Origin of the sequence: Opitutus terrae PB90-1, assembly GCF_000019965.1 — a bacterium.
Lineage (GTDB): Bacteria > Verrucomicrobiota > Verrucomicrobiia > Opitutales > Opitutaceae > Opitutus > Opitutus terrae.
In genome coordinates, this window is sequence record NC_010571.1 from 2,699,717 (window position 1) to 2,722,005 (window position 22,289).

Here is a 22,289-nt window from a genome sequence, read left to right on the forward strand (position 1 = left end):
ACGGTTCGCCCTACCGTTCAGCCCGCAGCCGCTGCTTCACGGTTCCGTGACGACAATGAGCTTGCCGGGCTGAGCGGCCAGCCGTTCGCTCTCCGCGACCTCATGGTTCCCACCTCCGCCAGCAAGGACAGCGCCTCGCTTGCCGATTTCATGCAATTGCTGCGTCAGCGGAAGGCCCTGATCGCGCTGATCCTCGGGCTGGTCCTGATCACCACGATCGTAGTCACGGCGTTCCTGCCGCGGTGGTATCTGGCTACGACCAAGATCCGCGTCGAGAAGCCGGAGGGCGAGGTGAAGCTTTTCCAGGCGCAGAGCAGCAGCTACTACGATCCGTATTTCCTGCAGGATCAGTTCAAGATCATGCAGTCGGAGAAAATTCTCTATCCGGTGATCGAGAACCTTGGATTGAACACGCGCCTGGCGCCGTTGCTCGGTGCGACCGGGCCGCTGCCGTCGGCGATGACCTATCGCTACCTGCTCAACAAGATGCTGGCAGTCGAATCGCAGCGCAGTTCCTCGCTGATCGAGATCAACGTGTACGCGCAGGAGCCGCCGCTCGCGGCCGCGATCGCGAACGAAATTGCGCGGGTGTATTCGGACGATCGGATCGCGCTCGCGACGTCGGAGCAGCGCGAGGGCCTGGCGCATTTGCGCAAGGAACTCGAGGCGCAGGAGCAGGTGGTCAGCGCGCAGCGCGACACGGTCGAGCGACTGCGCAAGGACCTGAACATTTCCGGCGTCGACCTCAACGCGCGCTACTCCGACATGGAGATCGAGACGCTGCGGCAGATGCAGAACTCGCTGATCGCGCTGAGCGTCGATGCGATCGGCCGGCGCACGCGGTGGGAGCGGTTCAAGAGCATCGCCCCGGCTGACCGGCTGAGCCTGGTCAACTCCGAGCTGATCCAGGACACGAACATCCAGAATCTGCTGCAGGCCTATCTCGTCGCGGATCAGAATGTCACGCGGCTGCAATCGCGGCTCGGCGAGGCGCATCCGGATCTGATCGCGGCGGTGGACAACCGCGCGAAGATTCGCGAGCAGCTCGACGGGCAACTACGCGGCTATGAAAGCGCGCTCGAAATCGCGTATCAGGAGGCGGACTCGCGCGTTGCCGAGCTGAAGAACCAGCTGGCGCAGGCGAAAGTGGCGCAGATTCTCTCCGCGCGGGAACGCATGCGGCCCTTCGAGGAGGCGGCGCAAAAACTCGAGGACGAAACGCGGCTGCTGACGACGCTCAAGCTCACGCTCCGGCAGCGGGAGATCGATTTTCAAGTGCCGAAGCGCACGATCGAGATCCTGAACACGGCGGAGCCGCCGCGTTATCCCAGCCGGCCCAACTGGACGCTGAGCATCGCGCTCGCGCTCGTGTTCGGCTCGTTGCTCGGAGTGGGCGCGGCGCTGCTGCTGGAATATTTCGATACGAGCTTCCGCACGGTGGGCGATGTGGAGACGCGGCTGAAGCTGCCGGTGCTGGGCGTCATTCCGCGTCAGACGGATCCGCTCGGCGGCGATGAAGATCCCGCGGAGGCCGAGCCGTATCGTGTGTTGCAGACGAATCTGAATCTGGCGCTGAAGCCGGGGCAGCCGGCCTCGCTGGTGATCTTTTCGGCGGGCCCGGGCGAAGGGAAATCGACCACGCTCTTCCGACTTGCGCGGCTGGCCGCCGCGGCGGGCGAGCGCGTCGTGCTGATCGACTCCGATTTCCGCCGGCCTGCGCAGCACCGGCTGGCGGAGCGACCGCGCGAGCCGGGCTTGAGCGATTGGTTGATGAACCGCCAGCCGCTCGAGACGATCGTGCAACGCGAGCTCGCGCCGAACCTCGATTTCATTCCGAGCGGGGGCGTGCCGGGCTTCACGCTCGGTTTGCTGCAGGTGAACCGGTTGAAGGAGTTGATCGCGACGCTGCGCGGCCGCTACGACAAGATCCTGTTCGATTCGCCGCCAATCATCGGCGTGAGCGATGCGAGCGTGCTCGCCAGCGTCATGGATGGCGCGGTGCTGCTGATCCAGCACCGGCGCAATCCGCAAAGCATGGTGCTGCGCGCGCAGCAGATCGTGGAAGCGATCAAGACGCCGCTGCTAGGCGTGGTGCTCACGCAGGTGCCGGAGAACGCCGGCGGCGACTACGGCTACTACACGCACAATTACTCCTACTACAGCGACGGTTCGCATCGGCGGCATCGCCCCGGCCCGAGCGCAGCGCACCAAGCTGCGCCGGCGGTGGAAGGCGACCGGCTGGTGCTGCGCGAACCCGAGCGCAAGGACCCGGCGTAGTGCGGCCGGCAGCGTGTCCGGAGAGGCCCTGCAATCTTTCAAAATAGCAGTTGACGGAGCCGGGGCGGACCTTACTTCTTGCGGTCTGCTCTGCGGGTGTAGCTCAGTTGGTAGAGCACCACCTTGCCAAGGTGGACGTCGAGAGTTCGAGTCTCTTCGCCCGCTCCATTTTCAAAAAGCCGCTGATCATCAGCGGCTTTTTTTGTTGGTAGATGCGCCAGCGCGCTGGTGGAACCCGCCGTCCCGGCGCGGCGTTTCGGAGCCGTGGTCAACGCGAGCCCGGCGCGGATGCCGGGCACCTTCCCGCGTCAGCTATTCCTGCCCGTCCCAGCAGTAGGTGCAGAGCTTTTCTTTCGGCAGTCCGATGGCGCCAACCAGATCATCCAGCTGCTGGTATTGCAGCGTGGTGAGCCCGAGCCGCTGCCGGATCCGCTCCACCATCGCCTTGCACTGCGGCGTGTCCGGTTGCGCGTAGGCGGCCGGCGGCGCTCCATCGTGGCCCTCCAGCTCCTTGATCGCGCGGCGGCCGGCGAGATCGAGTTCTGATTTCGAGCGCGAGAAGTTGAGAAACTTGCAGCCGTGGATCAGCGGCGGGCAGGCGGGGCGCATGTGCACCTCGCGCGCGCCGTAGTCGAAGATTCGCTGGACGGTGTCGCGCAACTGCGTGCCGCGGACGATCGAGTCTTCGCAGAACAGGAGCCGCTGGCCCTGGATCAGCTCGCGCACCGGAATGATCTTCATCCGCGCGACGAGCTCGCGCGTGGGCTGGTCCTGCGGCATGAAGCTGCGCGACCACGTCGGCGTGTATTTCACGAACGGCCGGCGGAACGGGATGTGTTTTTCCTGCGCGTAGCCCATCGCATGCCCGGTGCCCGAGTCGGGAATGCCCGCGACAACATCGACGGGCGTGGAGTCGCGGCGGGCGAGCGCGGCCCCGCTGCGGTAGCGCGCCGCCTCGGTGTTGATGCCCTCGTAGGTGGAGGCCGGGTAGCCGTAGTAGACCCAGAGGAACGCACAGATCTGCGAGCGATGGCCGGCGAGGGCGAGGACGTCGAAGCCCTCGGCCGTCAGGCGCACGATTTCGCCGGGGCCGAGTTCGCGCACGGTTTCGTAGCCCAGATTGGGAAACGCGCAGCTCTCGAGCGTGACGGCGTAAGCGCCGGGCTTGTGGCCGATGACGATCGGCGTGCGACCGAGTTTGTCGCGCGCCGCATAGACGCCTTCGTCGGTCAGCAACAGCAGCGAGCACGAGCCTTCGATCGCCTCCTGCGCGATCTGAATGCCCTCCGCGAACGTCGCGCCCTGATTGATGTACAACGCGACCAACTCCGTGGGGTTGATCTCGCCGCCGCTCATTTCGGAAAAATGCGCCGAGCGCAGCCCGAACGCCTTTTTGACGAGCTCCGCGGTGTTGGCGATGCGGCCGACCGTGACGATCGCGTAGTTGCCGAGATGCGAGCCGATCATCAACGGCTGATCCTCGGTATCGCTGATCACGCCGATGCCCATCCGGCCTTTCAGCTTCATGACGTCGAACTCGAATTTCGAACGGAATTGCGCGTTCGAGATGTCGTGAATGTAACGCTGGCACGCGGTGCCGTCGTGCACGGCCAATCCGCCCCGGCGCGTGCCGAGATGCGAATGGTAATCCGTGCCGTAGTAGAGATCCGCGACGCAGTCGGTTTTGGAAACAACGCCAAAATAGCCACCCATGGGAGTCGAAAGGACGCGGGATGTTGCGGCTGGCGAACCGGTCACACAAGCGCCAATCCCAAATGCGCGGGAACTTGGTCGGCGTCGCGCCCGCGGTGTGAACTCCGGACCACGTGCGACGCCGTCAATTCGCGCGTTGCCGGGCGGGCGTCGTGACGCCATGAACACCGACGTGAAAGCCTCCGATCTGTTCACCTTCCCCGCCTCGCTGGCCCCGTTCGCACCCCACTTCCCGTTGGACGTGGAGCCGTGGGAATGGCTGAAGCGGATCGGTCCGGCGCTCACCGGGTTCTCGATGCCGCCGCTGGAAATCAAGTTCCCGGCCGGCATCCATGTCGAAGGGCAGATCTGGCTGCATCCGACCGTGCGGCTGCCGGGTCACGCGACCCTGATCGGTCCGGCGTGGATCGGGGCGCATACGGAAATCCGACCCGGCGCGTTCGTGCGCGGCAACGTAATCGTCGGCGAGCGTTGCGTGCTGGGGAATTCGTGCGAGTTCAAAAACTGCCTGTTGCTCGACCGCGTGCAGGTGCCGCACTTCGCCTATGTGGGCGACTCGATCCTTGGCAATGGCTCGCACCTCGGCGCGGGCGTGATCTGCTCGAACCTGCGGCTCGACCAGCAGCCGGTGTTGCTGCGGGAAGGCGACCAGGTGCACGAAACGGGTTTGCGGAAATTCGGCGCGATCCTCGGCGACGCGGCGGAAGTGGGCTGCAACAGCGTGCTGCAACCGGGCACGGTGCTCGGCCGGCGCGCGCTCGTCGCGCCGCTCACCGCGGCCGGAGGCGTGCTGCCGGCCAACACGCTGACGCGCCACCGGCGGGAGCTGGCGACACTGCCGCGACGGGACTGAGACGCCCGCCGGCCAGTCCGGTGACTAGGGTGGGGCGGCCATGCCACTGGGCACGGGCGTCGCGCCCGTGGGGTTTGGCCGCCAGCGAGTGACGCTTCGGCAAACCGGGGAGAAAATCGTTCTCGTTCTCGTTCTCTTTCTCGTTCTCTCTTTTCGATCCGAGAAAGATCACGAGAAAGAGAAAGATTCCTCCAGTCATGCGCATCCTCTCAGGCATCCAACCTTCCGGCACGCTGCACATCGGCAATTACTTCGGCATGATGAAGCCGGCCATCGAGCTGCAGGAGCGCGGCGAGGCCTACTACTTCATCGCTGACTATCATTCGATGACCTCGCTGTTCGATCCCGAGCAGCGGCGGCAAAACACGCTCGGCGTGGCGCTGGATTTCCTCGCCTGCGGGCTGGATCCCAAGCGCAGCGTGTTCTGGCGGCAGAGTGACGTGGCTGAAGTGACGGAGCTCACCTGGATCATCGGCACGCTTACACCGATGGGATTGCTCGAGCGCGCGCACAGCTACAAGGACAAGACGGCACGCGGCATTTCGCCGAACTTCGGGCTCTTTGCCTATCCTGTGCTGATGGCGGCGGACATTCTGCTCTTCGATTCGAATCTCGTGCCGGTCGGCAGGGATCAGAAGCAGCACGTCGAGATGACGCGCGACATCGCGATCAAGTTCAACCAGGCCTACGGCGAGACGTTGGTCGTGCCGGAGCCGGAGATCCGCGACGAGACCGCGATCGTGCCGGGGCTCGACGGCCAGAAGATGAGCAAGAGCTACGGCAACACGGTGGAGATTTTTGGCGACGAGAAAGCGATCCGGAAAAAAATCATGGGGATCAAGATGGACTCGCGCACGCCGGCCGAGCCGAAGCCTAACGCCGACCAGAACATTGCGATCCAGCTCCTGAAGCTCGTGGCACCGGCCGAGGTGGCGCGCGAGACCGAGGAGCGGTTGCGTGCCGGCGGGCTCGGCTACGGCGATCTGAAGAAGGCGTTGTTCGAGCATTATTGGAGTTTCTTCGCCCCGGCGCGCGCGAAACGCGCCGAGCTGGCGGCCAACCTCGATTACGTGAACGGCGTCTTGCGGGACGGTGCCGAGCGCGCGCGGGCCACGGCCACGGTTGTCCTCGAGCGCGCGCGGCGGGCGTGCGGGCTGGCGTGAGCGGCCGCCGGCGCCGCGGCTACGCGGGGATCCTTGACGAGGCGCAGCTGCAGTTTCGCGACAACGCGGAGCTCGAACGGTATTACGAAGAAAAATACCGCGGCGGCGGCTACGAAGCCGGTTGCGTGCGGTTTGGCATCAACATCAGCGAGCTCTATCACGTGGAGCGCCACCACGCGGCGTTTCGCGCGATGGCGCCGCAGCCTGGGCAGGTGCTGCTGGACGCCGGCTGCGGCACCGGCCGGCTCGCGGCGCAGCTCGCCGCGAGCGGCGCGGAGGTGCAGGCCGTCGACATTGCGGGCAACGCGTTCGATCCGGCGCACGCCGCGATCGCTCATCTTCACTTCCAGAAAATGAATCTGGAGCAGCTCGATTTTCCGGACGGCACGTTCGATCAGATCGTCTGTGTGGAGGCGCTGGAGCATGTACTCGATCCGCAGCGGGTGCTGGCGGAATTTCGGCGCACGCTGAAGTCGGCCGGCCGGCTCGTGCTGAGTTATCCGACAGTAAACCGCACTGCGATGCAGCGGCTGCACCGCGTGCTGCGGATCGGGCGGCCGATCGGGATTTCGGAGCACCTCAACGAGTGGAGTTTCGCCGAGCTGCGAGAGCACGTCACCGCCGCGGGGTTCCGGCTGCGGACTGCGGAAGGGATCGTGTTCGACCTCGGCCTGCTGAACGGGCTCAAGGCGGTGTCGCGTTCGTTCGCGCTCGGGCTTACGAAATTCTCGCTGAAGATCCGCCGTTTTCCGCGCAACTCGCTGTTTGTTTCGGCGGTGTTCGCAAAGGTGGGGTGAGCGGCAGAGACCCGCTCCGCAAAGGAGCGAATCCCTAGACCACCGTCTCGCGCGGGAGTTGCAGCTTCGCGATCTCCGCGAAAATCCGCGAGCTCGCGATTTGATACCGCTCTTTGCCGGCCTCAAGCGCATCGTAGACTGTCGGATTGAGCGGGCGGCCGAAAACGACCGACACGGGCGTGCCGAACCGCGGGAACTTCACCCCTTTGCCAAACGCCTCGTAGGAACCGAAAATGCGCGCCGGGACGACAGGCACCTGCGATTTGCAGACGATGAAGCCGACGCCGGGCTTGGGGTGCTGCAACTGGCCATCGGGCGAGCGCGTGCCCTCGGGAAAAAGGATTAGCCCCTTGTCTTCCTTCAACGCACGGAGCACCCGCTTCAGCGCACTCACGTCCTGGCCGCCGTCACGGTCGACAGGAATTACGCCGACCGCGTCGAGCCACCACGAGGCCACGCCCGGCTTCCACAGGGTCTTGCGGGCGAAGAAGCATAGCTGGCGCGGGACCTGGATGCCGATGAGCGGAGGATCCAGAAAGCTGAGGTGATTCGCGGCGAGGAGGAAAGCTCCCTCGCGCGGCAGATTTTCCTGACCGTAGATTTGCCCCCGGAACAGGATGTCGTTCGCAACTGAGATGACGTAGTTGCACAGGCCATAGATCGGATCCATCCGATCTTGCGGGAAAGAGCGGTTCATCAGCGGTGAGCCGGCGCTTCGCCGAGTTTCGCCGCGACTGCGGCGGCCATCTGTTCGACGACCTGCTCGAGCGTGAGAAACGTGCTGTCGATCACGGTGGCGCCGCGCAGGCTCTCGTTCAGCCGCTGGCTGTCGATCGTGTCGCGCTTGGCCACCTGATCCTGGAAACCCTGCTGCTGCCGGCGGCGCGCACGCTCGTTGGGATCGGCGAACAGGAAGAAGCGCAGATCGGCGTCGGGAAATATCTTCGAGCCGATGTCGCGCCCCTCCATCACGAGTCCACGAAAGCCGTGCTGCCGCGCCGTGTTCGCCTGCCCGCGCTGGTAGTCGAGCAGCGCGGCGCGCACTTCGGGAATGGCCGAGTAGGTGGCGACCCAGGTGTTCACATCGAGGCTGCGGATCTCGGCGTCGGGCACCACGCGGCCGCCGATCTCCATCATGGCCGAGCGTCCGTTCAGCCGCGTGCCGAGCTTCAAGTCGGCGAGCACGGTTTTCACCGCGGCCAGGTCCGTGGCCGGTGCGCCGCGGCGAAGCAGCTCAGCCGTCACGGCGCGATAAAACGAGCCGGTGTCGACGTGCAGCAGGTTGAAACGCTCGCTCAGGGTCCGGGAGCTGGACGATTTGCCGGACGCTGCGCCGCCGTCGATGGCGACGATGATGAACGGGGATGGGGCCATCAGTCTGCCAACGATTTTTGGCGGAGCGTCGCCAGCAACTCAAAAAAGTTCGGAAAAGTCTTCGCGCAGCAGGCCGGATCGCGGATCGAGAGCCACGGCCGGCCGTCGCCGCGGACATCGCGACAACCCAGAATCGCAAAGCTCATCGCAAACCGATGGTCGCCGTAGGTCTCAATCGTCTCACCGAGCCGCAGCGGCTGCGGATGAATCTCCAGCTCGCCGCGGGTTTCAACGACACGCTGGCCGAGCTGCATCAGCTCGCGGGCCATGCCGGCCACGCGATCGGTCTCCTGCTGGCGCGTGTGGGCGATGCCGGTGATTCGCGTCGGGCCGGCGAGCAGCGGCGTGATCGCCGCGAGGGTGAGGAACGTGTCGGAAATTTCGTGGAAGTTCTCCTCGAGCAACTGGCCGGCGGCGCGGGCGCGCACGCGCGCCAGCACGTCGACGAAGGCCGAATCGCCCTGCAAGCCGTCGCCGGGCGGACGCAGCCCCGGCAGGGCCAGCGTGCCGCCAACGACCAGAGGCAGGGCCTGAAAATAGCTCGCGGCGGTCGCGTCGGGCTCGATCGCGTAGCGACTCGGCGCCGAGTAGCGGCCCGCCTTCATCTCGAAGGTCGTGCTGGAACCCGCGTGGTCGATGCGCACGCCGAATTCCGCCATCAGCCGGAACGTCATTTCGACGAAGGTCCAGCGCACGTCGCTGGTCAGCGTGATCTGCGTCGCGGCGCGGGCGAGGGGTGCGACCATCAGCAGGGCCGAGAGCAGCTGGCTGCTCTCGCTCGCATCGATCTCGACGGGGCCGCCGCGCAATCCGCGCGCGTGAATTTCCAGCGGGAAAAAGCCTTCGCGCTCGGTGCAGCGCACCTCGGCGCCGAGCGCACGCAACGCGTCGATCAAGCCGCGCATCGGGCGCTTGCGCATCTGCGACACGCCGTCGATTCGGTAAACGCCGCGCGGCGCGGCGGCGCACAACGCGGTGAGGAACCGCGCGGCGGTGCCGGCCAGCCCCACGAACAGATCGACGGGCGCCTTGGCTTGAAACGCGCTCGCCTGATCCGAGACCGCGAGCGTGCGGGCCGGTTCGTTGGCGAACACCGTCAGCCCGAGCCGGCGGAGCGCCGCGACCATCAGCTGGGTGTCCTCACTGAACAGCGCGCCCGTCAGGACCACCGGGTGATCGCACAGCGCCGCGAGCAGGAGTGCGCGATTCGTCAGGCTTTTTGAACCGGGCAACGTGACCTCGCCGCGGACAGGGCGCGTGAACGGCGCGATCGGCAGGAGATCAGGCAGCGGCATGGGTAACCAGCGAGATGGGACACACACTTGCGACACGTGGGCCAGGAGACGGGCAGGGGCGCAGGCTCGCTGCGCCCGTCGTCGATGGGGGCCGAGGGCGCAGCCAGTCTGCGTCCCTACAAGCAGGTACTCTTCGCCGGTGAAATTTCATGCGCACGCGCGTTCGCCTCACGGCGCGGGTCGAAACTGGCTGCGATACGCGCGGCCGCGCTCCAGTCGCGCGACCACCTCGTGATAATCCCGGTTGGCCAGCGCGATCTGCAACCCGTGGAGTTCGTCCTGGTAATCGCGCAACGCGCGAAGGACTTCCTCGCGATTTTGTTCAAGGATCGTGCGCCAGAGCTGCGGATCGCTGCCGGCGATGCGGGTGGTGTCGCGCAATCCGCCGCCTGCGTAGTTGCGCCAGGCGGGAGTTTTGCCGGCGAGCATCGCGCAGAGACTCGAGGCGACGATCTGCGGCAGATGACTGATGTGCGCGACGATTTCGTCGTGCTGATCCGGCGGCACCGTCACCGGTTCGCCGCCAAGATCGCGCCAGAAAGCGACAACCTTCGCGACGGCGGCCGGGTTGCTCTCGGGCAGCGGCGTGACGAAGCACGTGCGATGTTGGAACAACTCTGCGCTGCCGTGCTCCCAGCCGGTTTTTTCGGAGCCGGCCATCGGATGCGAGCCGACGAAATGCGCGCCATCGCCAAGCGCCGCGTGGCCCTGTCGCGCGATTTCGCCTTTGACGCTGCCGACGTCGGTTACGATTGCCCCGGCGCCGAGGTGTGGCGCCACCTGTTGGACGAGCGGAATAATCCGATCGACCGGCGCGGCGACGACGACGAGATCCGCGCCGGCGACGGCCGCCTCGGCGGATTCCGTCACGGCGCTGCACCACGGCTGATGGGCGAGCGCGAGACGGACTTCCGGACGGCGCGCCCATACCACGATCCGACCCGCCGCGCCGCGCGCGTGCGCGGCTTGGGCGACCGAGCCACCGAGGAGACCTGGGGCAAGAATGGCGAGAGTGGGCGAGGACACGGGAAGGCGTGGAATGTGTTACATCAAACGCCCGCCGCCGCGGTGTCGAGCGCGGGCGTCTAGCGCTTCTGACCGAGCTTCACGATGCGTTGATAGGCCTCGGCGCTGAGCGGCAGTACCGAGAGCCGGCTTTGCCGAAGCAGCGCGATGTCGGCGAGTGCGGGCTCGGCCTTGATCTGCGCGAGCGTCACCGGTTGGCCGAGCGGTTCCACGGCCTTCAACCCCACGGCGACCCAGCCGGGTTCGTCGGCGGTGGTGTCGGGGAAAGCGGGCTTCGTCACCTCGGCGATCCCGATCACGGCTTTGGTCGTGACGCTTTCGTAGAACAGCACGCGATCGCCGCGGCGCATGCGCTGGAGATTGAGGCGGGCGGGAAAACTCCGCACGCCGGTCCACGCCGTGCGGCGGTCGCGCACAAGATCCGTCCACGCGTAGGCTTCCGGTTCGGATTTCACCAACCAGTATTGGGTTGTCATGCGTAAGGGGCTTTGGTGCGCTAGCACCGAAATGGACGAGGACCTCGCTGAAAAGGCAAAAGCCCGTCGCCACCTGCGGATCCTGCTCTGGTGCATGGCGGTGGGGGTGGGCTTGCCGCTGGTCCTGCTCGTGCTGCGCCATGTCCGGCCGGCGTCATGAGACGAACGATCTACGCGATTCGCGCGGTTTTCTTCCTGCTCTGTGGCGCGGGCGGCTGGCTGGTGTGTTACGCGATTCGCGAATGGGACGAGTATCGGGCGCTGGCGATGATGATCGGTTTCCTGATCGGCGCGCTGATCATCCTCATCGATGTGCTGCTGAAAGGATTTTCACTGCGGGGGCTTTCGGCGATGACGTTTGGGTTGGCGATCGGCACGCTGATTTCGTACCTGATCGGTTCGTCGCCGTTGTTTCGCTTCGGCGATCTGCAGACGATCTACCTGTTTCAATTGGTGCTGTTCATCGTCTGTACCTACCTGGCGACGGTGATCGCGCTGCGCGGGAAGGACGAGTTCAACCTGGTGATTCCTTATGTGCGTTTCGTGCCGCACGAAGTCGACGTGCCGTTGGTGGTGGTCGACACGAGCGCGCTGATCGACGGACGGATCTCGCGGGTGTGTGAGGCGGGGTTTCTCAACGCGGCGCTGGTGATTCCGCGGTTCGTCCTCAATGAGCTGCAGGCCGTGGCCGACTCGACCGAACCACACCGGCAGGCCCGGGGTCGGCGGGGCCTCGAAGTGTTGAACGAGCTGCGTCGGATCAAGCACATCGATATTCGCATTCCCGAAAGCGAGGTCACGAAGCGCACGGATGTGGATGCGAAGCTCGTGTTTCTCGCGCAGTCGATGCGCGCGAAGCTGCTCACGACGGACTTCAATCTCGCGAAGATGGCGGAGTTCCACGGTGTGCCGTGGCTGAACCTGAACGATCTCGCGAAATCGCTGCGGCCGGAAATCACGCTGGGCCAGTCGGTCGAGGTGGAGCTCGTGAAACCGGGCAAGGACGAAGGGCAGGCGGTCGGCTATCTCGAAGACGGCTCCATGGTGGTGGTGGCGGAAGGTCGGTCCTTTATCGGTCACCGCGTGAACGCGGAGATCGTCAGCGTGTTGCCGACGGCGGGCGGCAAAATGGTGTTCGCGAGGCTGGTGAGCGCTGCGGCGGCATAGGTGCCGCACCGCAGGCGAGGGCGGCGAAGCCGTCAGCTTTAGGCGACGGATCTCGCGTACTGGGCGCCTGAAGCGCCGGGTGGGTCGAAGCGGATAACAGAGCGCGTCTTCTTTGGGCGTCACGGTGGCCCGACGTGGCGAGCGAGTTCCAACAGTGGCTGACGCCGACCAAGGGGCTGCCGCGCGGCGGCGCGCCCGGAGGAAACGCTCGGCGAGCTCTATAGCTAGACTGAGATTGTTGTGAACTGTTGTTTCAAAAATGAGATCTGTTGCACATCACGCTTGCACTGCCCCCAGCTGGTCCGCCTTCCCCCTACGTCGGACTCCGAGTTCCCCCTGACGACGTTCCCTTTCCCCCTTCCGCCGCTCCGCTCCTTTCGGCTTTCGCCACGTGGTTGCTGGAGAATCGCCCTAATGCCTTCCGCGCCTCTCGCCCAGTTGCCCGCGAAGCCGGCCCCCCTTGGGGTCTGCCGCGCCCCGGCGGGGAACTGCGCGGCGCGAGTCCCGCGGTGCCGCCCCCTTCGACCGACATTCCGTCGGACCGAAAAACCAAAACCCCAAGTCAGGCATAAGTCAGATATGAAACACCACAGATCCCTAACCTCCGCGCTTCGGCGCGTTTTTCCGCAGGGTCTCCTCATCGCCGGTCTCGCCCTCGGCTCCGTTTCCGTGCTGCACGCCGGCACGGGTACGGACCACGGCTACTTCTGGTCGCTGTATCGGGAAGGTGGATCCGGCAACATTTCATTCCCGCAGGCCGGCACCTATGCGGGGAATTTCGCCATCAGTTACAGCAACGTGAACGACATCGTGGGCGGCAAAGGCTGGAATCCTGGCTCCGCGCGCACGGTGAACTACAATATCGGCGCCCTCAGCGGGAGCTACAACTTCGTCGGCGTCTATGGGTGGACCACGAACCCGCTCATCGAATACTACGTGGCGGAGTTGGGTTCCGTGACCGGGGGCACCTACGTGAACAACGTCAGCAGCGACGGTCACAGCTACAGCTTCTACAAACAGCAACGCGTCAACGCCCCGTCCATCCAGGGTACGGCGACGTTTTGGCAGTACAAGGATACGTGGGGTGGGTCCTCGACCGGCTCGAATCGCTCGGTCAACATGGCTAACCACATCAACAATTGGCGCAGCCGCGGCGGCCAGGGATTCGGCAGCTACAACTACATGATCCTCGCGCTGGAGGCGTGGGGCGGAAAGAGCGGCTACATCAACGCCACGGTGTGGTGAGGATGAACCTTCGCTAGCAATGCGACTTGGAGCGAGGGGCGGCCGGACGCAGAACCCGGCCCCCTCGCTCCACTTGTTGCCGGCGAGCCCGATCACGCGTCCGCCACAACCTGCCCGAATCGGCAGGGCTGAGCAGACCATGTCCGGCACGCCGAGCCCTCGCTCTTCTTTCCCGATGAGAAAACGTTTCACTCTTCTCCTGCCGCTGCTCGCGATGGTCACCGGCTGGGCGCAGACCTCCCCGAACGATCTCGTCCTCGTCGAAGGTGGCATCTTCAAGAATCCGAAATCGAATTATTACGGAAGGACGGTGGGAACGAACGCCTACCTCGGCAGAACCATCGCGGTCGCGAGTTTCCTGATCGGGAAGTTTGAGGTGACGCAGCAGGAGTGGCTGTCGCTCATGGGCAACAATCCGTCGAAATTTCGCGGTGAAAATCTGCCGGTGGAAAACGTGAGTTGGTATGACTGCATCGAGTTCTGCAACCGGCGAAGCGCCGCCGAAGGCCTGCAACCCTGCTACGTGATCGACCAGGCGCGGCGGGATCCGGACAACGAGAACGAAATCGACGACGTGAAGTGGACGGTTTCCATCAAGCCTGCTGACGGCTACCGACTGCCGACGGAAGTCGAATGGGAGTACGCTGCCGGTGGAGGGCAGAAGAGTCGGAGCTACGCCTACAGCGGAGGAGACGAAATCGAGGCAGTGGCGTGGTATTGGACCAACTCAGGCGACCAGCCGCTCACCGGGATGTGGTCGTGGCCGCTGATTGAGCGCAACCACAACAAAACGCATCCGGTTGGGAGCAAGGCACCCAACGAACTCGGGCTCCACGACATGTCCGGCAATGTCCGGGAGTGGTGCTGGAACTGGTATGGCGAATCTGCCGGTGTCGGGACGGAGCCGCAGAAGAGCGCCGCCGGTCGGGTGTGGCGTGGCGGAGGATGGATGGGCGGAGATTTTTGTTGCGAGCCGTCGTTCCGCGCGGGCTTCGAGGCGAGCGGCAAGGGCCCCGATCAGGGTTTTCGCGTGTGCCGGAACGTGACCGGCGCGACAGCGTCCACACCAGCCAGGAGATAGAATCATGCGCTTCACAATACGGATTTCGATCGCGGCAAATCTGGTACTGCTGGGGATCGTGGCGTTGCTCATCTGGCGCGATCGGCCGGCGGCTTCCGCTGCCTCCGGACTGGCTGCGCGCAGACTTCCCGCGGCCGTCTCACCTGCGGTTCGCGCACCGCTCGGTTCGGAAACCCGCTCGGAATCCGTGCGTGGCGGCGCGAAGCTTACGCGCGCGGCGATCGCCGAGCTGGAACAGCGGGGCATCGCGCGCGACACCCTGGTCAACGTCGTGCTTGAGGAGTTCAACCGCCGGTCGACTCAGCGGCTCGCCGCGCTGCAGCGCCGCTATGCGCCGCGGCTGGTGCCGGACCGCGAGATCCGTGAATGGTCGCGCGCGCTCGAAGCCGAGCGGATCCGCGAACTGCAGGCGGCGTTCGGCGAAGACGGCTACCGCGCGTGGGACGAGGCGCAAACGCTGCGGGAGCTGAATCGCGCGCGCCCGCCGGGTGACGAGCTGGCGATGACCGCGGACGAAGCCGAACAAGCGTATCGGCTGCAGAAGGAATTCGAGGACAAGAGCCGGGAGTTGCAGATCCTGATGGAGGATGGCGCTGCGGACCGGGCCGACGTGGGCACGCTGCAGGCGCAAGCCCAGCAGACGCTGGATCGCGGGCTCGAGCAGCTGCTCGGCAAACAACGACTAGACGAATTGCGGGGCACCACGGATCCGACCACGGCGGTGTATCGCGAGTTCGGCGACTTGAACCCGACCGCGGGCCAGGCCGCGGCCGTGGTGCAGACGGAAGCCGCCTATCGCGAGCGGGAGGCGGCGTTGGCCCGGCAACTCACGGGAAATCCTCCAGAGGCGGCAAAGCTCGCAGCGGAATTGGCGGCGAGCAACGCGGCGCGCGAGGAAGACCTTCGCCGGATTTTCGGGGCGGAAGCTTACGACAACCTGAAACGGCAAAACGACCCGGCGTATCAGACGCTCAAGCAGTACGCGGAGGCGTGGGAGCTCAAGGACCAGGAGGTCGAGTCCGTCTACACGAACCTCGCCGCTTTTCTCGACCAAGCCGCGCGCACGCGCAGCGCCGCGGAGATGAGCGAAACCGCTGGGCAAAGGGTCAACTGGCGTGAGATTGACGCCACCATTGAACAGGCGCGACAGCAGACCGAGGCCGGCTTGGCGAACCTGATCGGCCCCGAGCGGCTGCGGCGACTGAAGCAGAACGGCCTGCTGACCACGCGATGACCCGCGCGAGGGGGCGCATGCAGAAGCGTGCCTGTCATTAGAAGCTAGATGCAGGTCGGTCTTCTGGCTTCTAACGCCAATTTCTGGATTTGTGGCGAGGATCCCCTTTGCCATTTGTTCGCGGAGCAGCATAACGAAGGGCTGCAGACCGGGAGGATCTCGCGCCTCTGTTCTCCTTTGCTGATGAAACCCTCATCGAAATTGTGCGCCCTAGCGGTTCTTGCTCTCTTGTGGACGAGCCTTCTCTGCCCTGATTTGGGGGCAGCTATTCATCGGACACGGGATGCGCAGCCTCTGCGCGACGACATAGCGTTGTCCTGGTGGGATCTGCCGGCGCGCAGCTCTCGTTTATTGTCACAAGGACGTGCCGCTGCATTGGCATTGCCCGAGAATCAGGCGCGCTGTCTTGGCCCTCAGAATCTGCTGGTGCTCCGGGTCGATTTTTCTGACGTCCCGGGTGAGCCGATCTCGGTCGCCGAGGCGCAGCGGGTACTCGACGAAGAAGTGAAGCCGTTCATCGAACGCAACAGCTTTGGGCAGACCACTATCGTCAGCACTGTCAGCCCCAAGATTTACCGGATCTCTCGATCAGCCCAAGATTACGTGTACAGCGACCCCGGTTTTTTTTGGCCGAATACTGCTGCGGAACTTTTCGACGAGGCAAAGAGCTTGGCGAAGGATGACTATGCCCTCGGTGACTATTCGAGAATCATCGTTTCGTACAGCTCGCAGCTGAGCCGACTCTTCCCCAACGCGAAATGGAACTTGAACGGGTTGGCGTCGGCACCCGGCGAGGCAATGTGGATCGGCAGCTTTGATTTCGAAACCGTCGCTCACGAGCTATGTCACACGTTTGGCGCGCGGCACTCGGACTTCTGGAGGGGAACTGCGACCGATCCGGTCGCCTACGGGGAAATCGAAGAGTATGGAGATCCCACAGATCTGATGGGCCACGTGTCTGGCCGTGACCACGATCTCGCGCCATGGCACAAGTACCTGTGTGGATGGTTACCCGACGAAGCGATCCACACGGTTGTCGCCAGCGGGACCTACCGCGTCTACCGATTTGACAGCCCGGATGCCGATCTGACTCGGCCGCTCGCGCTCCGAGTCAACCGTGACAACCTGAGGTACTACTGGATCGGGCTCAGGGGAGGGATGAAATCCGACGAAGTCCGCCACCCTGCGGGAACAGCCGATGGAGCATACGTAGGGCTGGCATTCCACGAGAACTATAACTTCAGCCTTCTCGATTTGGCCCCTCCTTACGATGACCAAGCCGCAGTCGTGCTTAGTGCCGGTGCGACACTGGACGATTCCGCAGCCGGCGTCCGTATTCACGTCGTGGAGAGGGGCGGCACTGGACGTGACAGCTATCTCGACGTACAGATCACTTTGGACAAACCGGTCCAACCATCACTCGTTGGCTGGGGATCTTCCGCAGGGTTTGAGATACCGTTTAGACCGATCCCTCCCGTGCAAGCGACAAAGGTGGCGACTGGAATCTATCACACCCTAGCGCTTCGCCCCGATGGTACCGTATCGGCCGTGCCGGGCTATCCCGCACCAGCGACCACAGTCCCTTCGGGCTTGGCTGATGTGGTTTCGTTGGCGGCCGGTAACATGGTGAGTGGAGCGATTCGCAGCGATGGCACGTTTGCGATCTGGGGCGAGGGTAAATTCGGGCTCAATAGTCCTCCGGCTGGCCTAGAGCGCGTGCGATCGATCGCCTTCGGCGCGCGTCACGCGGTGGCGTTGAAGCTGGATGGCACCGTGATCTCTTGGGGAGAACGAGGGAATGAGTTCCCAAGTGAACCCGGAGCTGGTGACTTGCCGGCCGACACGCGCAACGTCGTCGCGATCGCGGCTGGAGACTACCTGACGCTGGCTCTGCGGCGCGATGGTAGCATCGTGGGCGCGGTGCCGTATCCCAGTGAGTTACGACGGGATGTCAGGGACCTTACCGCTATTGCGGCCGGCGGCAGCTTTGCGCTGGGCCTGCGCGCCAACGGTTCCTTGGTGATTCTCTACAATACGTCCGGCAACGGGCATGCCGAAATCCCCCCAGGCTTGGATGACATTAAGCAAATCGCGGTTTCCACCACAGACTGTCTTGCGCTCCGCGCGGATGGGACGCTGGTGGCATGGGGCGGTTTCGGCCGAGGGGCTAGACCCTTTCACAACCTTAAGCTAATACCGCCTCCCGGCATGAAGTTTCGTTCCGTAGCGACCGGGCTTTTCCATTCGGCGGGAGCTTCCGAGGCGGTGGAATCGGCAATTATCGGTGAGGCCGCGCTGCGAACTGCCGGCAAGGTTCGCATCTCGTGGAGCGCCAGTGAGGGCGCGAGTTGCTACCTGTTCGATCTGTCCTCGCTGTCCACCTTTGCGTCTTTTACCTACGGCTGGGACCGCTACAACGTTGGTAAAGCAACCTCGGTCGAACTGCCGGCCCTCGATCCGGCGACGACCTACTACTACCGCGTGCACAGCGTCTCGGCGACGGGGGAGACGTCTTTCTCCAACGTCGGCATCATCGCTCCGGCCGCAGCCGTGACGATCAGCAGCCCGCAGAATCACGCTTCGAACGCGGGCACTACCGCCATGCTCTCAGTGACGGCTGCTGCGGGCTCGAGCTGTCGTTGGTACCGCGATGGCGACGTTTTGGCCGACGCGGTCTCCTCCACGCTGAACTTGGAAAACCTCCAGCCGGCGGCCACCGGCCTGTACGTTGCGGAAGCGATCAACGGAGCTGGACAGAGTGTCAGCGAACCGGCCGTGGTGGGCGTGCTGTCAGATAGGAAAGTCATTGGCTCGGGGCGGGAGTTGCTGCCGGTCGACATACCCCATCCGAACGGAAACATTTTCGATCAGGTGCTGCTGACCGGAACAGCCGAGGCGATCACGGCCGACTACTTTCAGAACCAGATTACGCGGACATCGTTCGTCGATCTCGACGGAGATATCGTCCAGGTGGAGTTCAGCGGCCCTGGCACGCTTTCGATCGTTCTGGACAACCCCTCGGGCCCTGCCGTGGCGGAGAAGTACAACCAGTCCTCCATCTCGTACATGAAAGGGCACGCCCGTATCGTGATCGCCGGGGCTGACGAGCAGACGAATGTGTCGATCTTTACGGTCGGCCGCACGACGGCGGTCAACCAAAGTCTGTTCAAGGATACGGCGAACTACGATGGAATTGCGGATATCGCTTATATCGCGATCTCGAGCCCAACAGGCCGGTTTGGCGGAATTCGTGCGGCCAACGCGCAGTTCTTCGCCGCCAAAGGGTTCACCGGCGTCTACGCTCCCGGCGTCCAGTTCACCGGACCGGTTTATCTCGGTGACATCAGCGCCTATGATACGGCCCACCCCATGATCGTTCTTGGGGCGTCGGCGAGTGAGGTGCGAATCACGGGCGGCGACATGTTGCAGGATAACGGCCAGCCAGTCCGGGTGAGTGGCGTGCGGCAATTGAGATTCACGCCTGGCAGCGATTCTCATGGGAATTCGCTACCCGCACGACCAAACGACGCCATCTACCAGGAGGGTGGAGTTGATGTGACTGCACAGATTGTCGTGAACCCGTGAGCGATTCGGCGCTGGGACATGGCGGCAGCTCAACACGTCGCCGCGTCACGCCGATGCGGTCGGTTCCGCCGTCAACGACGCCATGTCGATCACGAAGCGATACTTCACGTCGCTCTTCAGCATCCGCTCGTAAGCCTCGTTGATCTGATCCATCCGGATCATCTCGACGTCGCTGGTGATGTTGTGCTCACCGCAGAAATCGAGCATCTCCTGCGTCTCAGGCAATCCGCCGATCAGCGAGCCGGAGAACGAACGCCGGCGCATGAGGAGCGGGAAGGCGGCGACCGAGAGCGGCTCGCTGGGCGCACCCACGAGCACCAGGTTGCCGTCGCGCTTCAGCAGGTTGATGTAGGCGTTGAGGTCGTGCTTGGCGGAAACGGTATCGAGGATGAAATCGAAGCTGCCAGCGTGCGCTTGCATTTGCGCCTCGTCCTTCGAAACGACCACCTCGTGAGCACCGAGTCGCTGTGCATCGGCGGTCTTGCCGGGCGAGGTGGTGAACAGCACCACGTTCGCGCCGAAGGCGGCGGCGAACTTCACCGCCATGTGACCGAGGCCGCCGAGGCCGACGACGCCGACCTTCTGGCCGGGGCCGACTTTCCAGCGGCGCAGCGGAGAATAGGTCGTGATCCCAGCGCAGAGCAGCGGGGCGGTCGCGGCCGCGTTGAGATTTGCCGGAATGCGCAGCACGAACTCCTCGCGCACGACGATGCCCTGCGCGTAGCCGCCGAGCGTGCCGCCACCGAGATGTTTGTCCGCGCTGCCGTAGGTCATGACCATCTCCGGGCAAAATTGCTCGAGCCCCGCCTGGCATTCGGGACACGCGCGGCACGAATCAACGAGGCAACCGACGCCCACCAGATCGCCGATCTTGAATTTTTTCACCCCGGGGCCGACCGCCGTCACGCGACCGATGATCTCGTGACCGGGCACCGCCGGATATTGCGTGAAGCCCCATTCGTTGCGCACAAAGTGGAGGTCAGAGTGGCAGACGCCGCAGTAGAGGATCTGGATCTGAACGTCGCCGGCCGTGGGCTGGCGTCGGGCGATGGTCAAGGGCGCGAGCGGCGCCGTCGCGCCGGGCGTGCCATAAGCTTTGACGGAGTAGGCGATGGGTTTGGCCATGGAGGGAGAGGATTTGGACGATGAGGAAGCCGATCTGAACTTGACGCATCGAGCGGGGTTTCGATCCGGCGTCGTGCAGAACGGGTAAGGTCCAGGACGATGCGGGTGGTTCCTCCCGTGGCAAACGATCCGCAGACAATGCCGCCAACAGCCGGTCAGAATCCGCGCGTTTCGCGCAGCCACGAGCGCCTGGTGCGCCCGCGTCGCGCCGCGGCCTTGCTACCGCGAGCGGAACCTTAGTTTTCAGGAAGTGTGTCGACGCGAGAGCGGCAGACTCCTTTCGCTGGATCGACTAAGGTTGAGGCCGATTGGCTGCACACATGGTCAACCCTCGCCATCAGAACAGCCGTCGTCTACGGCAAAGCTCATGAGAACACGCGCACAGTTTTGGAAGATCGTCACGCTGGTGGGACTCCTTCTGTCCTGGCATTGGTCAACTGGTGTGGCAGTCGCGTCGCCTGCGAACGATCCAGGGCCCGCCACCAGACATCGGGTGATCGTCCTCACCGACATCGAGGCCGACCCGGACGACACGCAGAGCATGGTGCGACTGCTGCTGTACTCCGACGAGATTGAGATCCAAGGCCTGATCGCGACCACCTCCACGCATCTGCGCACCTCCGTGCATCCCGAATCAATCCGCGCGGTCATCGCTGCCTACGGGAAAGTCCACCGCAACCTGACGAAGCACGACCCACGTTATCCCCGTTCGGAGCTTCTTGAGACGGTCGTGAAACAAGGCCGGCCGGAGTACGGGATGGGCGGCGTTGGGCCGGGCAAGGACACGGAAGGATCCGACTGGATCATCCGCACGTTGCAGCATAGTGACGATCGTCCGCTTTGGATTTCCGTCTGGGGCGGAGCCAACACCTTGGCGCAGGCACTGCACACGTTGCGCACGACACGGCCCGCGGCGGAGGTCGAACGACTCGTCGCGAAGCTGCGCGTCTACACAATCTCCGACCAGGACGACGCCGGCCCGTGGATTCGCCGCGAGTTTCCGGCGCTGTTCTACATCGTGAGTCCCGGTGGCAACTACACCGCCGCTACGTGGACCGGAATCAACACCGTCGTCGCTGGCATCGACAATACCACGATCAGCAACCGCTGGATCGCGGAAAACCTTCAGCAGGATCACGGCCCACTCGGCGCGATGTATCCGGATGTCGCGTGGGGCGTCGAGGGCGACACGCCATCGTGGCTCGCGTTGATCCCGAACGGGCTGAGCGTGCCCGAACATCCGGAGTGGGGCGGCTGGGGTGGCCGTTACGAGCTCTACCGGCCGGACATTTCCGTGACCGATCCACGCACTTTCATCGGCAATGTGCCGATCGAGCCTGAAACGCGACCGATCTGGACGAATGCGGTGGACGAGGTTGTGCCACCGGTCCGGCCGGAGTTCGGCCGGGCGACGCGCGCGGGCGAGAAAACATTCAGGGATTTCAAGGCGACGCTCTGGCGATGGCGCGACGACTTCCAGAACGACTTCGCTGCGCGAATGGCTTGGACAACCAAGCCGTTCGATGCCTGCAACCATCCGCCGGTGCCGGCACTGGATCATCCGGCCACGCTCGCGGTGAAGTCGGGACAAGGGTTTGGTCTTGGCGCGCATCGCACGACCGATCCCGATGGCGATAGTTTGAGCTATCTTTGGTTCCACTATCCCGAGGCGGGCTCCTACAAAACGCCGGTGACGATCAGTGGCGCTGAAAACACGCCAGGCGTCTGGATCACGGCTCCCATCGTCGACCAGCGTGAAACGCTGCACTTCATTCTGCGCGTCACCGACAAAGGCACCCCGGCGCTGTCGCGTTACGCGCGGGTCATTGTGACTGTGACACCGTGAATGTAGGCGTGGCTGGGCGAGCCCGTTGTCTT

Annotated in this window: 18 protein-coding genes and 1 tRNA gene; 12 read left to right on the forward strand and 7 right to left on the reverse strand. The window is 64.2% G+C overall.

Annotated features, from left to right (window positions below):
- Positions 1-102: 102 nt before the first annotated feature.
- Positions 103-2,277, forward strand: coding sequence for a GumC family protein (locus tag OTER_RS10650; RefSeq protein WP_012374926.1), 2,175 nt, complete (start codon positions 103-105; stop codon positions 2,275-2,277).
- Positions 2,278-2,369: 92 nt separating this feature from the next.
- Positions 2,370-2,445 (forward strand) — tRNA-Gly (locus tag OTER_RS10655).
- Positions 2,446-2,589: 144 nt separating this feature from the next.
- Here the strand turns inward: OTER_RS10655 and OTER_RS10660 are convergent.
- A complete protein-coding gene (locus OTER_RS10660; protein WP_012374927.1) occupies positions 2,590-3,990 on the reverse strand; it encodes an amidophosphoribosyltransferase in 1,401 nt (466 codons plus the stop codon).
- A gap of 160 nt (positions 3,991-4,150) precedes the next feature.
- On the opposite strand from OTER_RS10660, the gene OTER_RS10665 reads away from it, so the two are divergent.
- The 3 genes from OTER_RS10665 to OTER_RS24065 all read left to right on the forward strand — a co-directional run bounded on the left by OTER_RS10665 (position 4,151) and on the right by OTER_RS24065 (position 6,803).
- On the forward strand, positions 4,151-4,843 hold the full coding sequence (locus OTER_RS10665) for an acyltransferase (RefSeq protein ID WP_012374928.1): 693 nt from the start codon (positions 4,151-4,153) through the stop codon (positions 4,841-4,843).
- A gap of 197 nt (positions 4,844-5,040) precedes the next feature.
- Positions 5,041-6,006 carry a tryptophan--tRNA ligase gene (gene trpS, locus OTER_RS10670; protein ID WP_012374929.1) on the forward strand — a complete coding sequence of 322 codons (966 nt, stop codon included), beginning with the start codon at positions 5,041-5,043 and terminating at the stop codon, positions 6,004-6,006.
- Positions 6,003-6,803 (forward strand): class I SAM-dependent methyltransferase, encoded by an 801-nt coding sequence (locus OTER_RS24065; RefSeq protein WP_012374930.1) that lies wholly within the window; start codon positions 6,003-6,005, stop codon positions 6,801-6,803. Before trpS ends, OTER_RS24065 begins: the two co-directional genes overlap by 4 nt.
- A 34-nt stretch (positions 6,804-6,837) precedes the next feature.
- Here the strand turns inward: OTER_RS24065 and OTER_RS10680 are convergent, their stop codons facing one another.
- From OTER_RS10680 to OTER_RS10700, 5 genes are all read right to left on the reverse strand, one after another.
- Positions 6,838-7,500, reverse strand: coding sequence for a lysophospholipid acyltransferase family protein (locus OTER_RS10680; protein WP_148218081.1), 663 nt, complete (start codon positions 7,498-7,500; stop codon positions 6,838-6,840).
- A complete protein-coding gene (locus OTER_RS10685; protein WP_012374932.1) occupies positions 7,500-8,177 on the reverse strand; it encodes a (d)CMP kinase in 678 nt (225 codons plus the stop codon). Before OTER_RS10685 ends, OTER_RS10680 begins: the two co-directional genes overlap by 1 nt.
- A complete protein-coding gene (gene aroA / locus OTER_RS10690; RefSeq protein ID WP_012374933.1) occupies positions 8,177-9,472 on the reverse strand; it encodes a 3-phosphoshikimate 1-carboxyvinyltransferase in 1,296 nt (431 codons plus the stop codon). The genes OTER_RS10685 and aroA overlap by 1 nt, the downstream gene beginning before the upstream one ends.
- Positions 9,473-9,640: 168 nt before the next feature.
- Entirely contained in the window at positions 9,641-10,498 is an 858-nt protein-coding gene (locus tag OTER_RS10695; protein ID WP_012374934.1) for a prephenate dehydrogenase, read from the reverse strand.
- A 59-nt stretch (positions 10,499-10,557) separates the two neighbouring features.
- A complete protein-coding gene (locus OTER_RS10700) occupies positions 10,558-10,974 on the reverse strand; it encodes an EVE domain-containing protein (RefSeq protein WP_012374935.1) in 417 nt (138 codons plus the stop codon).
- A 31-nt stretch (positions 10,975-11,005) separates the two neighbouring features.
- On the opposite strand from OTER_RS10700, the gene OTER_RS26860 reads away from it, so the two are divergent.
- From OTER_RS26860 to OTER_RS10725, 6 genes are all read left to right on the forward strand, one after another.
- Entirely contained in the window at positions 11,006-11,134 is a 129-nt protein-coding gene (locus tag OTER_RS26860) for a hypothetical protein (protein WP_272940901.1), read from the forward strand.
- Positions 11,131-12,141, forward strand: coding sequence for a PIN/TRAM domain-containing protein (locus OTER_RS10705; protein WP_012374936.1), 1,011 nt, complete (start codon positions 11,131-11,133; stop codon positions 12,139-12,141). The genes OTER_RS26860 and OTER_RS10705 overlap by 4 nt, the downstream gene beginning before the upstream one ends.
- Positions 12,142-12,720: 579 nt before the next feature.
- Complete coding sequence (locus OTER_RS10710) at positions 12,721-13,386, forward strand: glycoside hydrolase family 11 protein (protein ID WP_012374937.1); 666 nt, start codon at positions 12,721-12,723, stop codon at positions 13,384-13,386.
- 175 nt (positions 13,387-13,561) lie between these two features.
- Positions 13,562-14,467 carry a formylglycine-generating enzyme family protein gene (locus OTER_RS10715; protein ID WP_012374938.1) on the forward strand — a complete coding sequence of 302 codons (906 nt, stop codon included), beginning with the start codon at positions 13,562-13,564 and terminating at the stop codon, positions 14,465-14,467.
- 4 nt (positions 14,468-14,471) lie between these two features.
- Positions 14,472-15,701 carry a hypothetical protein gene (locus tag OTER_RS10720; RefSeq protein WP_012374939.1) on the forward strand — a complete coding sequence of 410 codons (1,230 nt, stop codon included), beginning with the start codon at positions 14,472-14,474 and terminating at the stop codon, positions 15,699-15,701.
- A 183-nt stretch (positions 15,702-15,884) separates the two neighbouring features.
- Positions 15,885-19,286, forward strand: coding sequence for a hypothetical protein (locus tag OTER_RS10725; RefSeq protein WP_237702477.1), 3,402 nt, complete (start codon positions 15,885-15,887; stop codon positions 19,284-19,286).
- A 45-nt stretch (positions 19,287-19,331) separates the two neighbouring features.
- On the opposite strand, the gene OTER_RS10730 is transcribed toward OTER_RS10725, so the two are convergent.
- Complete coding sequence (locus OTER_RS10730; protein WP_012374941.1) at positions 19,332-20,411, reverse strand: NAD(P)-dependent alcohol dehydrogenase; 1,080 nt, start codon at positions 20,409-20,411, stop codon at positions 19,332-19,334.
- Positions 20,412-20,778: 367 nt separating this feature from the next.
- Between OTER_RS10730 and OTER_RS10735 the strand changes: the two genes are divergently transcribed.
- The gene (locus tag OTER_RS10735; protein ID WP_012374942.1) at positions 20,779-22,257 is read left to right on the forward strand and encodes a DUF1593 domain-containing protein; all 1,479 of its coding nucleotides are present in this window, start codon (positions 20,779-20,781) and stop codon (positions 22,255-22,257) included.
- Positions 22,258-22,289 lie beyond the last annotated feature (32 nt).